This window comes from Stenotrophomonas sp. Steno-C15 (assembly GCF_056393265.1).
The window spans coordinates 46077-60357 of the sequence record NZ_JBWJPF010000009.1 but is presented as its reverse complement, the minus strand read 5'-3'; the positions used below and the strand labels follow the sequence as shown (position 1 = coordinate 60357).

General features: G+C 64.8%; 11 protein-coding genes. 5 read left to right on the top strand and 6 right to left on the bottom strand.

Annotated elements, in window-relative coordinates; all coding sequences use genetic code 11:
• Positions 1-46: 46 nt before the first annotated feature.
• From AC06FB_RS09255 to dnaA, 6 genes are all read right to left on the bottom strand, one after another.
• Positions 47-853 carry a M48 family metallopeptidase gene (locus AC06FB_RS09255; protein ID WP_053517217.1) on the bottom strand — a complete coding sequence of 269 codons (807 nt, stop codon included), beginning with the start codon at positions 851-853 and terminating at the stop codon, positions 47-49.
• Positions 854-923: 70 nt separating this feature from the next.
• Positions 924-1769 (bottom strand): CPBP family intramembrane glutamic endopeptidase, encoded by an 846-nt coding sequence (locus tag AC06FB_RS09250; protein WP_053517218.1) that lies wholly within the window; start codon positions 1767-1769, stop codon positions 924-926.
• 67 nt (positions 1770-1836) lie between these two features.
• Positions 1837-4296, bottom strand: a complete 2460-nt coding sequence (gene gyrB, locus AC06FB_RS09245; protein ID WP_065174070.1) for a DNA topoisomerase (ATP-hydrolyzing) subunit B — start codon at positions 4294-4296, stop codon at positions 1837-1839.
• Positions 4297-4408: 112 nt separating this feature from the next.
• Entirely contained in the window at positions 4409-5503 is a 1095-nt protein-coding gene (gene recF, locus AC06FB_RS09240; protein ID WP_478053611.1) for a DNA replication/repair protein RecF, read from the bottom strand.
• A 705-nt stretch (positions 5504-6208) separates the two neighbouring features.
• Positions 6209-7309 carry a DNA polymerase III subunit beta gene (dnaN, locus tag AC06FB_RS09235; protein ID WP_005411731.1) on the bottom strand — a complete coding sequence of 367 codons (1101 nt, stop codon included), beginning with the start codon at positions 7307-7309 and terminating at the stop codon, positions 6209-6211.
• 275 nt (positions 7310-7584) lie between these two features.
• A complete protein-coding gene (gene dnaA, locus AC06FB_RS09230; RefSeq protein ID WP_065174068.1) occupies positions 7585-8916 on the bottom strand; it encodes a chromosomal replication initiator protein DnaA in 1332 nt (443 codons plus the stop codon).
• Positions 8917-9170: 254 nt separating this feature from the next.
• Between dnaA and rpmH the strand changes: the two genes are divergently transcribed.
• The 5 genes from rpmH to AC06FB_RS09205 all read left to right on the top strand — a co-directional run bounded on the left by rpmH (position 9171) and on the right by AC06FB_RS09205 (position 14247).
• Positions 9171-9311, top strand: coding sequence for a 50S ribosomal protein L34 (gene rpmH, locus AC06FB_RS09225; protein WP_005411729.1), 141 nt, complete (start codon positions 9171-9173; stop codon positions 9309-9311).
• Positions 9312-9316: 5 nt separating this feature from the next.
• Positions 9317-9811, top strand: a complete 495-nt coding sequence (gene rnpA / locus AC06FB_RS09220; protein ID WP_080375251.1) for a ribonuclease P protein component — start codon at positions 9317-9319, stop codon at positions 9809-9811.
• Positions 9811-11526, top strand: a complete 1716-nt coding sequence (gene yidC / locus AC06FB_RS09215; RefSeq protein WP_478053610.1) for a membrane protein insertase YidC — start codon at positions 9811-9813, stop codon at positions 11524-11526. The genes rnpA and yidC overlap by 1 nt, the downstream gene beginning before the upstream one ends.
• Positions 11527-11638: 112 nt before the next feature.
• Positions 11639-12988: a tRNA uridine-5-carboxymethylaminomethyl(34) synthesis GTPase MnmE gene (mnmE, locus tag AC06FB_RS09210; RefSeq protein WP_461289126.1), complete on the top strand. Its 1350-nt coding sequence runs from the start codon at positions 11639-11641 to the stop codon at positions 12986-12988.
• Positions 12989-13131: 143 nt separating this feature from the next.
• A complete protein-coding gene (locus AC06FB_RS09205) occupies positions 13132-14247 on the top strand; it encodes a glycerophosphodiester phosphodiesterase (RefSeq protein ID WP_065182139.1) in 1116 nt (371 codons plus the stop codon).
• Positions 14248-14281 lie beyond the last annotated feature (34 nt).

Genomic DNA, 14281 nt, shown 5'->3' with positions numbered 1-14281 from the left:
GTGAGAAATCGTTTTATGTGCTGCAATACAGCATGAAACTGCGCACTCATCCGCACTTTGGTCGCAGTCCGGCCGCCTGCGCCTGCTGGTAGACCGGCATCAGGGCAGGGGAATCACGTCGCAGCTCCTGGATCCGGTTGGCCGGATCGGGGTGGGTGGACAGCCATTGCGGGCTGCGTCCGCCGCTGGCGGCCATCATGTTCTGCCACAGGTCCACCGCCTGCGCCGGGTTGAAGCCGGCCTGCGCCATCAGCCGCTGGCCGATCACGTCCGCCTCGCTTTCCTGGGTCCGCGAGCCCGGCAGCAGGAACGCCGTCTGTGCCCCCATGCCGCCAAGCTGGTTGACCGTGCTGGCCGCGCCTTCGCCATAGGCAGCGCCGGCCAGTGCGCCGAGTACCGCCAGGCCGGTCTGCGCGCCCATCTGCCGGGTGATGCGCTCCTCGTGGTGGCGGGCGATGACATGGCCGATCTCGTGGCCGATCACGGCCGCCAGCTGGTCCTGGTTCCTGGCTACGGTGAAGATGCCGGTGTTCACGCCCACCTTGCCGCCAGGCAGGGCGAAAGCGTTGGGTTCCTTGTCGACGAACACGGCGGTTTCCCACCGTACGCCACGGTATTGTGGAGGCAGCTGGGCGACCAGCGCGTTGACCACGCACTGCACGTAGCCGTTCTGCCGGCCGTCCGTGCTGATCTTTTCCTTCTGCTTCGTCTCGGCGAACGCCTGCGCGCCGAGCTGGTCAAGCTGTGCCTGCGAGACGCCACCGATCATCTGCCGCCGTCCGGTCGGCGATGTGGTGGTCGCGCAGGCGCTGACCAGGGTGGTGATGACAAGGGCCAGCAGCAGTTGTTTCATGGGTCCACCCCCGTGTTCATGAGCGCAGTGTGTATCGTCGCTGCTTAATCTTTCGTCAAGCGGACAGCCGTTACGTCGCGCCGAAGAACACCAGCGCCACCAGTGCCACGGCATTGTTCAGGGCATGTGCGGCGATGGCCGCCCAGAGCGTTCCGGTACGGCGGTACAGCCAGCAGAATGCAGCGCCCATGCCGCCGTAGACCAGCCACAGCTGGGCGATCTCGGCCGGGCCGTTGGCGCTGGTGCCGGGAATTTCATGGATCAGGGCGAAGGCAAGGCTGCTCAGTATCATGCCCAGCCAGGGGCGACCGGCCTGCCACAAGCGCCCGAACAGGACGCGCCGGAACAGCAGTTCCTCGTAGGCCGGCGCCAGCACCACCGCGAACAGCATCAGGAACAGCGGAAAGCGCGCGACCGCGTTCTGCATCAGTTCCACGTTGGTCGGCACCGGTTCGATGCCGAACTGCCGAGACAGGAAGGCGATGCCGTTGCTGCCCACTACGATCAACGTGGCCACCAGCAGCGTCCAGCCCCAGGTGGAGGGCCGGCGCAGCGCGTCACGCGACGCCTGGCGTTCGGCCGCATTGGCCGGTCGTCGCCAGAAATACAGCAGCAGGGCCGCGCCGCCGGTAGCGAACAGCGCCATCAGGATCTGCGCCAGGGCCCCCGGCTGACCCAGTGCTTCGGTCAGGGTGCCGGGATCGGGTGCGGCGCCGTTGGCCTTCGCGTTTGCGTAGCCGACCATCATTCCGCGGTACAGGCCCCAGAACAGGCCACTGATCAGGCTCAGGCCGAACAGGGTGACGGCGGCGATGCCCAGATCGATGAAGAATCCCGCCAGCGGCGAAGCGGCGCGGGGGGCGGCGGTCGCCGGCGGAACCGGCGGCGGTGCGGAAACCGGAGCGGAAGCGGACATCAGATACCTGCGATCAAGGGGCAAGGGCCGGCGCGCCTCCCCGCGCACCGGCCACGTCCCGATTGTGTCAGATATCCAGGTTGGCGACCTTCAGTGCGTTGTCTTCGATGAAGTCGCGACGCGGCTCGACGACATCGCCCATCAGGGTGCTGAAGATCTGATCGGCGGCCACGGCGTCTTCGATGCGTACCTGCAGCAGGCGGCGGGTATCCGGATTCACGGTGGTATCCCACAGCTGTTCCGGATTCATTTCACCCAGGCCCTTGAAGCGCTGGATCTGGCGACCGCGCTTGGCTTCATCCAGCAACCAGTTCTGCGCCTTCACGAACGAATCGACCTCGATCGACTTGGCACCGCGGGTGATGGTCGCCCCCTCGCGTACCAGGCCATGCAGCAGCTTGGCTGCCTGGTGGATCGCGCGCAGTTCGCCGGTTTCCAGGGCCGAAAGCGGCAGCACCTGGATGTGCTCTTCGCCCATGTGACGTCGGGTCACCAGCACGGCCGCGGGGCGCTGTTCATTGGCCTCCTGCAGTTCCAGGCTGAAACGCGGGCTGCCCAGGCTGCCCTGGTTCAGGCGCCTAGCCAGCGCGTCCAGGCCTTCACCTTGGCCGGCATTGCGCAGGGTGTCCAGTTCCAGCGGCATGAAGTCGACCAGCGCTTCGAGCAGGTTGCGATCATAGCGATGCGCATTGCGTTCGATCGCGTCCTGCGCGGAGGCGTAGGCCAGCAGCAGCTTCTCCAGGGCAACGCCCTCGATGCCGGGCTCGCCGGCGGCCGGCACCAGCGACGCGTTTTCCACCGCGCTGCTGGCCAGATAGCTGTCCAGCGCCGGATCATCCTTCAGGTACAGCTCCTGCTTGCCCTGTTTGATCTTGTACAGCGGCGGCAGGCCGATGTAGACGTAGCCGCGCTCGATCAGCTCCGGCATCTGACGGTAGAAGAACGTCAGCAGCAGCGTGCGGATATGGGCGCCGTCGACGTCGGCGTCGGTCATGATGATGATCTTGTGATAGCGCAGCTTGTCCGGGTTGTACTCATCACGGCCGATGCCGGTACCGAGCGCGGTGATCAGCGTACCGACCTGGTCGGACGACAGCATGCGGTCGAAGCGCGCACGTTCCACGTTGAGGATCTTGCCGCGCAGCGGCAGTACCGCCTGGTTCTTGCGGTTGCGACCCTGCTTGGCCGAACCACCTGCCGAGTCACCCTCGACGATGAACAGCTCGGACAGCGCCGGATCCTTCTCCTGGCAGTCGGCCAGCTTGCCCGGCAGGCCGGCGATATCCAACGCGCCCTTGCGGCGCGTCAGGTCACGGGCCTTGCGGGCCGCTTCGCGCGCACGCGCGGCATCGACGATCTTGCCGGCAATCGCCTTCGCTTCGTTCGGATTCTCCTGCAGGAATTCTTCCAGACGCTGGCCGAAGGCACTTTCCACGGCCGGACGCACGTCCGAGCTGACCAGCTTTTCCTTGGTCTGGCTGGAGAAGCTGGGATCGGGCACCTTCACCGACAGCACCGCGATCATGCCCTCTCGCATGTCATCGCCGGTCAGGTTGATCTTTGCCTGCTTGGCGATGCCGTTCTGCTCGATGTAGTTGTTGAGCACACGGGTCAACGCACCGCGGAAACCGGCCAGATGGGTGCCGCCGTCCTTCTGCGGAATATTGTTGGTGAAGCAGTACATCGTTTCCTGGTAGGAATCGGTCCACTGCAGCGCCACTTCCACGGTGATGCCGTTGGATTCGCCGCTGACCGCGATGACGTTCGGATGCAGCGGCGTCTTCAGCTGGGCCAGATGCTCGACGAAACTGCGGATGCCGCCTTCATAGTGGAAGTCGTCGCGCCGGCCATCGCCGCGTTCGTCCGCCAGCACGATCTTGACGCCGGAGTTCAGGAACGACAGTTCACGCAGGCGACGGGCCAGGATGTCGTAGTGGAATTCGACGTTGTCGTGGAACGCGACGGTCGACGGCCAGAAGCGCACGGTCGTGCCGCGCTTGGTGGTGCTTTCCAGCTTGGCCAGCGGGCTGACGGCAGCGCCGTTGCTGAATTCCTGCTGGTAATGGAAGCCGCCCTGGAATACGTCCACCAGCAGCTTCTGCGACAGCGCATTGACCACGCTGACACCCACACCATGCAGGCCGCCGGAAACCTTGTAGCTGTTGTCGTCGAACTTGCCGCCGGCGTGCAGGACCGTCATCACCACTTCGGCTGCCGAGACTTCGCGGCCCAGCTTGGCGCTCATCTGCTCATGCTTGCCGACCGGAATACCACGACCGTTGTCGGAGACCGACACCGAACCGTCGGCGTGGATCGTCACCGCGACATGGTCAGCATGACCGGCCAGCGCCTCATCGATGGAGTTGTCGACCACCTCGAACACCATGTGGTGCAGGCCGGTACCGTCATGGACGTCGCCGATGTACATACCGGGACGCTTGCGGACAGCCTCCAGGCCTTCCAGGGCGGTGATGCTGTTGGCGTCGTAGTTGCCATTGTTTACCGGGGTGTTCTGTTCGTCGCTCATTGCGCTTGCCGTAGGCTCCGCAGGTCGGGCACCACAGGAAGCGGTGCACCGAGAATGAAAGGATTGCAACCCGAATTATACCAGCCAGGGTCGAGCGGCCCTGTTGTACGCACTATGGCACAGCCACGATCTGTCCATGTTCCACGTGGAACCGGGTGATGTCGGTCAGCGCCTGCAGCGCGGCCGGCGTTTCGGTTGCCGTGACGAAGATCTGCGCCGGGCCGGCAAGCAGGCGCTCCAGCACCCGCGCCTGGTGGGTGCGATCCAGTTCGGAGGCCAGATCGTCCAGAGCAATGACCGGCCATTCCCCGCGCTGTTCCGCATAGTCTTCGGCCTGGGCCAGCAGACACGCCAAGGCCGTAAGTTTGGCCTGGCCGCGCGACAGCGCGTCCCGCCCTGGAATATGGCTGAAGTCCACGCTCCAGTCCGCCCGATGGGGCCCAACGGATGTATAGCCCGCCTGCCGGTCCCGCTCGCGTGCCAACAGCAGTGCATCGGCCAGCGGCAGTTCGTGGCGGCGCCATCCCGGACTCAGGTCCAGCGCCTGGATACCCAGCTGGGGGGCAAGACTGGCCGCCAGCGCGATGGTGCGCTCCTGCAGCCGCTCCAGATAACGCTGACGTCGGCTGGTCAACGGTTCGCCGGCCTCTGCCAGTTCGTGATCCCACGTATCGAGCATCCTTGCTGGCCCTCCCTGTTTGAGCAGGGCATTGCGCTGCTTGAGCGCCCGTGAGTAGCGGCGCCACAGGGAGAGAAAATCCGGTTCCACGTGGAACAATCCCCAATCGAGGAAACGGCGACGGGGCTCACCACCACCGCTGACCAGAGCATGGCTGCCCGGCTCGAACGTCACCACCGCCAGTGCAGCACATAGATTGCCAAGCTGGCTGACATCTTCACCATCCAGACGCCCCTTCCAGTCCTGTCCGCTATGGCGGAGACCGGCCTTGCGGCGGTGCGGCGATGACTGGCCGCGCTGTTCGTCCCATTCCACAAAGATGTCCAGCGCATCCTGGCCCTGGCGCACCAGGCCGTCGCGCACCCGACCACGGAAGCTGCGCCCGTAAGCCATCAGATGCAACGCCTCCAGCACACTGGTCTTGCCGGCCCCATTGTCGCCCGTCAGCAGATTCAATCCCGGTTGTGGCGACAGCTCCACCACGCCAAAGCGGCGCAGATGGTGCAGGACGAGGCGACGGATCTGCATGGGGTGCGAAGGACCATCCGCACGAAGCGGTAGAGGGGCAGGGAATCCATCAGCTTACTGCATCGGTCAAGTCCGCCGTTGGCGTCAGGCTATCGCTCTACAGACCATGGCGCTGTTGCGAACGTGTCCTGACCGGCTTACGGACGACGGCCCGCAAAAAACCTGCCGCATTTCTTTGAAATCTGCGCACCAACACCCGTGGCGGTTCCACAGATTTCAAGAATTTCAAGCCAGCGGTTTCACGCTATGCACAGCGGCCCGGTATTACTTATACACAAGGTATGGGCAATCTGTGGATAAAAAAGCCGCTTTGGCCCTGCCTGAAATCTATCCACAGGTTCCCCCCCAGCCCCAGGCGCCGATATGCAGGGGGTTTCAGCACATTAAAAACCAATAAAATCAACGAGATGACCCTGTTTTCCACGAAATCTGGCTCTACCATCACCACCAGGCTTTAGATTTATACCCAGATTTAGAAGCTAGGAAGGGCACACAGCGCCTGCGACGACGTCTGTGGATAGTCGCGTCAGCAACAGGAGCAACTACGCGGATCCGGGCAGGCAGAACAGCTATAGGGATCTGCCACACCGGGGACTGGCCCTTGCAGCACGATGGAGAAACGGGATGCTCCACGTGGAACCCCCCCAAAAAAAACGCCCGGAACGTTCCGGGCGTCTTCTGGTTCCACGTGGAACAGCGCAACCGTCAGAGACGCAGCGGCATCACCACATGGCGGGACTTCTCGCTGCTGGACTCGCGCACCAGCGCCGACGAATTGGAGTCGCGCAGCTGGATGATGACCTCTTCGTCGCGCAATGCGGACAGGGCGTCCAGCAGGTAATTCACATTGAAGCCGATGGCCAGATCGCTGACGGTGGTATCGGCTTCGATCTCTTCCTGCGCTTCTTCCTGTTCCGGGTTATGCGCGCTGATCTTCAGGTTGCCCGGCGAAACTTCCACGCGGATGCCGCGGTACTTCTCGTTGGACAGGATGGCCGCACGCTGCAGCGAGGCGCGCAGTGCCTCACGGTCGACCTTCACTTCGCGGTCGGCACCAATCGGAATCACCGCTTCATAGTCCGGGAAACGACCGTCAATCAGCTTCGAGGTGAACGTGACATCGTCCCGCTTCACGCGCACGTGGCTGCGGCCTACCTCCAGCTCGATCTCCCGATCGCCGCTCTCCAGCAGGCGCTGCAGCTCGGTCACGCCCTTGCGCGGCACGATGATCTGTCGCTTGGAGCCGCTGGGCTTGGCCAGATCCGTTTCACACAGGGCGAGGCGGTGTCCGTCGGTGGCCACCGTACGCAGCGCATCGCCACGCAGGTCGAACAGCAGGCCGTTGAGGTAGTAGCGCACGTCCTGCTGGGCCATCGCGAACGCAGTGCGTTCAATCAGCTCCTTCAGGGTCGCTTCGCCGATCGCCACGCGCTCGGTGGCTTCCACCTCGTCTACCGACGGGAAGTCGTTGGACGGCAGCGTTGCCAGGGTGAAGCGGCTGCGACCCGCCTGCACGGTGATCTTGTCACCGGTCTGCGAGACGGTGATCCGGCTGCCATCGGGCAGGGCGCGGATGATCTCGAACAGCTTGCGCGCCGGAATGGTGGTTTCGCCGTCCTGGGCATCTTCAACCGCGATCCGCGACACCATCTCCACTTCCAGGTCGGTACCGGTCAGCGAAAGCTGGCCGTTCTGCACCTGGACCAGGAAATTGGCCAGAACCGGAAGGGTCTGGCGGCGTTCGACCACGTTGACGACCTGTGCCAACGGCTTGAGAAAGGCTTCGCGCTGCAGTGTGAAACGCATGTGGTTCCGTGCCCCTATGCTTTAAAAAATGTGGAATAAATCAAAAGCTTGGTGGTGCTGGTAGAGACAGAATCGCTGGAAAACAACGTTAAGTCTTTGTAATAAAAAGGATTTCTGGCATCGAAACCCTCTGTATTACCGCCCCCCAGAGGGTGGGGAAAGCTGTGGATAAATTCCACGCGTTGTCAGGCGCCCTTTTTATCCACAGCTCATCCCGCGCTTGCTACCGGATTCTGCACCGTTTTGTGCGATGACGCCTCATCGTCGTCCGTGCATCATTCGCTCAGCTTCCGGATCAGCTTGTCCCAGTCCTCGCGGAGCTTGCCGTCGGTTTCCATCAACGTCCGGATCTGACGGCAGGCATGCAGCACCGTGGTGTGATCGCGACCGGCGAATGCGTCGCCGATCTCGGGCAGGCTGTGCTCGGTCAACTCCTTGGTCAGGGCCATGGCGACCTGGCGCGGACGGGCCAGCGAGCGGGTTCGGCGCTTGGACAGCAGATCCTTGATCTGCAGCCCGTAGTAGTCGGCAACGGTTTTCTGGATGTTGGGAATGCTGATCGCCTGCTGCTGGGCGCGCAGCAGGTCACGCAGGGTTTCCTGCGCGAACTCGGTAGTGATCGCACGGCCGGTGAAGTTGGCGCGGGCGGTCAGGGTATTCAGCGCGCCCTCGAGGTCGCGCACATTGGAGCGCATCTTCTTGGCGATCAGGAACGCAACATCATCGGGAATCTCCGCACCGCGTTCGCGCGCCTTGGCCAGCACGATCGCCGCACGGGTCTCGAAGTCAGGCGGTTCGATTGCGACCGACAGTCCCCAGGCAAGCCGCGACTTGAGGCGCGCTTCCAGCCCTTCGACCTCGCGCGGGTACCGGTCACAGGTCAGGATGATCTGCTGCTTGCCGTCGAACAGGGCGTTGAAGGTGTGGAAGAACTCTTCCTGGGTGCGATCCTTGCCGGCGAAGAACTGGATGTCGTCGATCAGCAGCGCGTCGACCTGCTGGAACTGGCGCTTGAACTGATCCATGGTCTTTTCCTGCAAGGCCCGGATCATCGCGCTGAAGAACTGTTCCGAGCGCAGGTACAGCACCTTCGCACCCGGATTGGCCTGGCGCATGGCGTTGCCGGCGGCGAACATCAGGTGGGTCTTGCCCAGTCCGGTGCCTCCGTACAGCAGCAGCGGATTGTGTGCGCGATCGCCCGGTTTCTGCGCTGCCTGGAACGCAGCGGCGAGGCCGAGCTGGTTGCTGCGGCCTTCGACGAAGTTGGCGAAGGTGTAATGGCTGTCCAGATTGCCGGCGAACGGCACCTGGGGTTCGCTGGCTGCGTGCGCCGAATGCGTGGAAACCGGCGCGGTCTGCGCCTCTACCGGGCGCGGACGGGAGCCGATTTCAAGAAAAACGTCGCTGAAACCAGCGAAATGCGCCAGCAGCTCGCGGATGCGCGGCAGGTACAGCTCGCGCACCTGGTCGACGATGAAGGCATTCGGTGCATACAGCACCAGGCTGTCCACGCGCAGATCGGCCTGCAGCGGCTTCAACCAGGTGTGAACGTCTTCAGGCGGGAACTCCGCTTCGAGGCGTTCGAGACTACGGGACCAGGCATCCATCAGCAATAATCGTCCGATGGCCGGGGTGGGGGCGCGACAAGGCGCCCAAACACAGGCCGGAAAGGGGGGAAATGGATGGCTCAGACTACCACCGAGCGCCCGCCTTCGGAATGCTTGTCCCCTACTTATTCACAAAAACATCCACAGCTATTGCACAGGCCGGTGAACTCGCGTAGTCCCCAGGGCTTGACGCGGGGTGGGGTACCTCTCTAGAATTTCCGGTTCTTTCCGTCCCATTCATACGAGAGGCCCCAATGGCCACCAAGCGCACCTACCAGCCCAGCAACCTCAAGCGTAAGCGCGACCACGGCTTCCGTGCCCGTATGAAGACCGCTGACGGCCGCAAGATCCTGTCGCGTCGCCGCGCCAAGGGCCGCAAAGTCCTGAGCGCCTGATTGCCATGCCGCACATCGCGGCAGACGCAATCCCTTCGACAGTGAATACTGCAGACCCGCGCAAGCGATTCCCTCGCTCTGCGCGGGTTCGCACGCGTGCCGAATACTCAACGGTCTTCAACGGCGCCCGCCGTGTGTCCGATCCGCTGATGACCCTGCACTGGCTGCCGGCTGACCGGCCGGCCAGGCTGGGTCTGGCGGTTTCCCGCAAGGTCGATCCGAACGCCGTCGGGCGCAACCGGATCAAGCGCGTCCTGCGCGACATCCTGCGTCAGACACGAACCGATATCCAGCCAGGCGACTTTGTCGTCGTGGCCCGTAGTGCTGCGCGTCACGCCAGCAATGACGACATCCGCCAGGCCTTCCTGCGCCTGCTGCGCCGCCTGCGTGCATTGCCCGCGCCGGGCGTGGACGGCACAATGCCGCCGCCTGATGGCATCGCAACTCCCTCTTTGACCGAGCCGGCACCGCGTTCCGGCCCCGCCGAGCCTGTCCGCTGATGAACCAGACCCGCGTATTTCTCATTTTTGCCTGGCTGATGGTGGCCGTGCTGCTGTGGATGGAGTGGAGCCGCGAGCAGGCCGCTCCGACCCCTGCTCCGACGACCCGTTCTGCCCCGGCCGCGGCGCAGACCGTGCCGGGCGCCGCCGCAGGCAGCGTTCCCAGCGCCCAGGTGCCGGCGGCCCCGGGCCAGGCGCCTGCGCAGGCCCAGGCCAGCGCGACCCCGACCGCCCAGCGCGTGACCGTCACCACCGACGTCCTGCGCCTGGTACTGGACGGGGGCCGCGTGCTCGACGCCGAGCTGCTGCAGTTCCCGCAGACCAAGGATGAAGGCAGCCCGCCGGTCCGCCTGCTCACCGAAGATCCCGCACATCCGTACAGCGCGATCAGCGGCTGGGCCAGCCAGGACAAGAACGCCCCGGTGCCCGGCGCCGACGGCTTCAAGCTGGTCGGCGACACCCGCGACTTCGTGCTGGCCAAGGGCCAGAACGAACTGCAGATCCCGTTCGTGTGGACCGCCGACAACGGCGTGACCATCAAGCGCACCCTGACCGTCTCGCGCAACGAGTACGCCGTGCGCTTCAAGGATGAAGTCAGCAATGCCGGCGCCACCACGTGGAACGGCTACGTCTACCGCACCCTGGACCGCACCCCGACCATCCTGTCGCGGAGCATGACCAACCCGGATTCCTTCAGCTTCAACGGCGCCACCTGGTACGACAACGACAAGAAGTACCAGCGTCGTGCGTTCAAGGATTACCTGGAGGACGGTGCGCTGAACCAGAACATCACCGGCGGCTGGCTGGCGATGCTGCAGCACCACTTCTTCACCGCGTGGATCCCGCAGAAGGACCAGGTCGCCCACTACGTGCTGTCGCAGGTGGACGGTCGTGACCTGATCGAAGCGCGCGGACCGGCCTTTACCCTGGCCCCGGGCCAGTCCACCAGCACCGAAGCGCGCCTGTGGGTCGGCCCCAAGCTGGTCAACCTGATCGCCAAGGAAGACGTGCCGGGCCTGGATCGCGTGGTCGACTACAGCCGTTTCTCGATGATGGCGGTGATCGGCCAGGGCCTGTTCTGGGTGCTCAACCAGGTGCACAAGCTGGTCGGCAACTGGGGCTGGGCGATCGTCGGCCTGGTGGTGCTGCTGAAGCTGGTGCTGTACCCGCTGTCGGCCGTGCAATACAAGAGTGGCGCCAAGATGCGCCGCTTCCAGCCGCGCATCCAGCAGCTGAAGGAACGCTATGGCGATGACCGCCAGAAGTTCCAGACCGCGATGATGGAGCTGTACAAGAAGGAGAAGATCAATCCGATGGGCGGCTGCCTGCCGATCCTCATCCAGATGCCGATCTTCTTCGCCCTGTACTGGGTGCTGGTGGAGTCGGTCGAACTGCGCCAGGCGCCGTGGCTGGGCTGGATCCAGGACCTGACCGCGCGTGACCCGTACTTCATCCTGCCGGTGATCAACGTGGCGGTGATGTGGTTCACCCAGAAGCTCACGCCTGCGCCGGGCATGGACCCGATGCAGCAGAAGATGATGCAGTTCATGCCGCTGGTGTTCGGCGTCATGATGGCCTTCATGCCGTCCGGCCTGGTCCTGTACTGGGTGGTCAACGGCGGCCTGGGCCTGCTGCAGCAGTGGTGGATGACCAAGCGCCATGGCGGCGACCCGGTCCCGGCCACCGCCGCATCGGCTCCGGTCAAGAAGAAGTAATCGGTAGAGTCGGCCGCTGGCCGGCTGACCGCAGCAGAAGCCCGCCGCAAGGCGGGCTTTTCGCATGAGGCGGTAGAATTCCGCGCGTGCGCAACCGGAGACGTTCCAAGCGATGAATGAGGCAGCCCGCACTGACACCATTGTCGCCATCGCCAGCGCGCCAGGTGCAGGTGGCGTCGGCATCCTGCGCCTGTCCGGGCCGCGCGCCGCCGCCATCGCCAACGCACTGGGCGCAACCGGCCTGCGCCCACGTCACGCGCATTACGCACGTCTACGCGACGCCGACGGCGAGGTGATCGACGATGGCATCGTGCTGTGGTTCCCGGCACCGAACAGCTTCACCGGCGAAGAAGTGGTGGAATTGCAGGGCCATGGCAGCCCGGTGTTGCTGCAGCAACTGGTTGCACGCTGCATCGTGCTCGGCGCGCGGCAGGCGCGGCCCGGTGAGTTCAGCGAGCGCGCCTTCCTCAACGGCAAGCTCGATCTGGCTCAGGCCGAGGCCATCGCCGATCTGATCGCTGCGGGCGACAACCGCGCCGCGCGTGCTGCCCGTCGCTCGCTGGACGGGGTGTTCTCGCGCCGCATCGACGCCGTGGTCGAGCAGCTGGTGCTGCTGCGCGTGCATGTGGAAGCGGCCATCGATTTTGCCGATGAGCCGCTGGATACGCTGGGCGGCGCGCAGGTGCGCCGCGGGCTGGAACTGGCACGCAGCGACCTGGCCCTGCTGCGCCGCGATGCCGAGCGTGGCCGTCGCCTGCGCGATGGCCTGCACGCGGTGCTGATCGGCCCGCCCAACGCCGGCAAGAGTTCGTTGCTCAATGCGCTTGCCGGCAGCGAACGCGCCATCGTCACCGACATCGCCGGCACCACGCGCGACACGCTGCGCGAGACCATCCGCCTGGATGGACTGGAGCTGACCCTGGTCGATACCGCCGGCCTGCGCGACGGTGGCGACGCCATCGAACGCGAAGGCATGCGCCGCGCGCGCGTGGAGATCGAACGCACCGACCTGGCGCTGATCGTGCTGGATGCACGCGATCCGGCGGCGGGAGAGGCGGCCATCGGCGAAGCGGTGCGGGCTGTGCCGCACAAGGTCTACATCCACAACAAGTCGGATCTGCTGCAGGCCGGGCCAACCGTGGACGATCCGGACCGTGTGTTCGTTTCGGCCGCCACCGGTGCAGGACTCGACGACCTCCACGCGCGCCTGCGCGCGATCGCGTCGGCAGGCGCGGGCGAACAGGTGGACGGCGAGTTCTCCGCGCGCACCCGCCACGTGGATGCAATCGAGCGTGCGCAGGAACATGCCCGTCGCGCTGATGGCGAGCTGGCCCACGAACACCTGGAATTGGCAGCCGAAGAGCTGCGGCTCGCGCATGACGCGCTGGGCGAGATCACCGGGCAGATGAGCGCCGATGACCTGCTGGGACGGATCTTCTCCAGCTTCTGCATCGGCAAGTAAGCCGGGGTCAGATTCCCGCAGGGGCTCTGACCCCGTTTGCCACATGGGGTGACAGCCGCTGCGGGGATCCGACCCCAGGTCCCCCACCTGTCACATTGCCGCCGCATACTGCCGCCCATCACCTACCGTTGGGGGACGTTGCAGTGAAGTCGTGGGGTTGTGCGTTGCTGTTGTCGCTGGCCGTGGCACCATCGGTGGCCATGAGTGCTGAATCCTCTCTCCCGGCTGCGGCCAGGGCGTCGGTCTATGGTCATCGCGGCGCCAGCGCGCTGCTGCCGGAACACACCCTGGCTGCGTATGCACAGGCCATCGCCGACGGAGCCGACTACATCGAACCGGACCTGGTGATGACCAGGGACGGGGTGATGGTGGCCCGCCATGAGAACGAGATCGGGGGCACCACCGATGTCGCCTCGCATCCCGAATTCGCCAGCCGCCGCACCCGCAAGGTCATCGACGGGCAGACGGTGGACGGATGGTTCACCGAAGACTTCACCCTGGCCGAGCTGAAGACGCTGTACGCGCGCGAACGCCTGCCCGACCTGCGCAGCACGGCCTACGACGGCCAGTTCCGCATCGCCAGTCTCGATGAAATCCTCGCGTTCCTGGTCCAGCAGGCCGGCCGCGCCAATCGCGGCATCGGGCTGGTGCCGGAGATCAAGCATCCGACCTACTTCCAGTCCATCGGTCTGCCGATGGAAGACAAACTGCTGGCCGCGCTGCGTGGCAATGCCTACACCAACGTCGGCCCGGTCACCATCCAGTCCTTCGAAACCGCCAACCTGCGTTACCTGCGCAGCAAGATCCCGCAGGACAGCAACATCCGCCTGCTGCAGCTGCTGTGGAAGGGCGATACCCAGCCGGCCGACGTCGCCAAGGCCGGGGGCACGCTGACCTATGCACAGATGATGACTCCAGCGGGCCTGAAGGACATCGCGGCCTATGCCGATGGCATCGGTCCTGAACTGCGCTCGATCATTCCGCTGGACGCCAACGGTGCGCTGGGAACGCCGACCGCGCTGGTGCGCGATGCGCACGCGGCCGGCCTGATGGTGATCCCGTATACCTTCCGCCCGGAGAATCAGTTCCAGCCCAGCAACCTGCGCAGGGGAGCGGACAACGCGCGCAACGCCGAAGGCTCGATCGCCGAGATGCGCGCCTATCTGGCCACCGGCATCGATGCGTTCTTCACCGATGACCCGGCGCTGGGCCGGCAGGCGGTGGATGGCACTGGCGCGGCGGGCAACGCGGCGAACTGACACGTCAACGCCGCCGGGCATGGCCCGGCGCTAC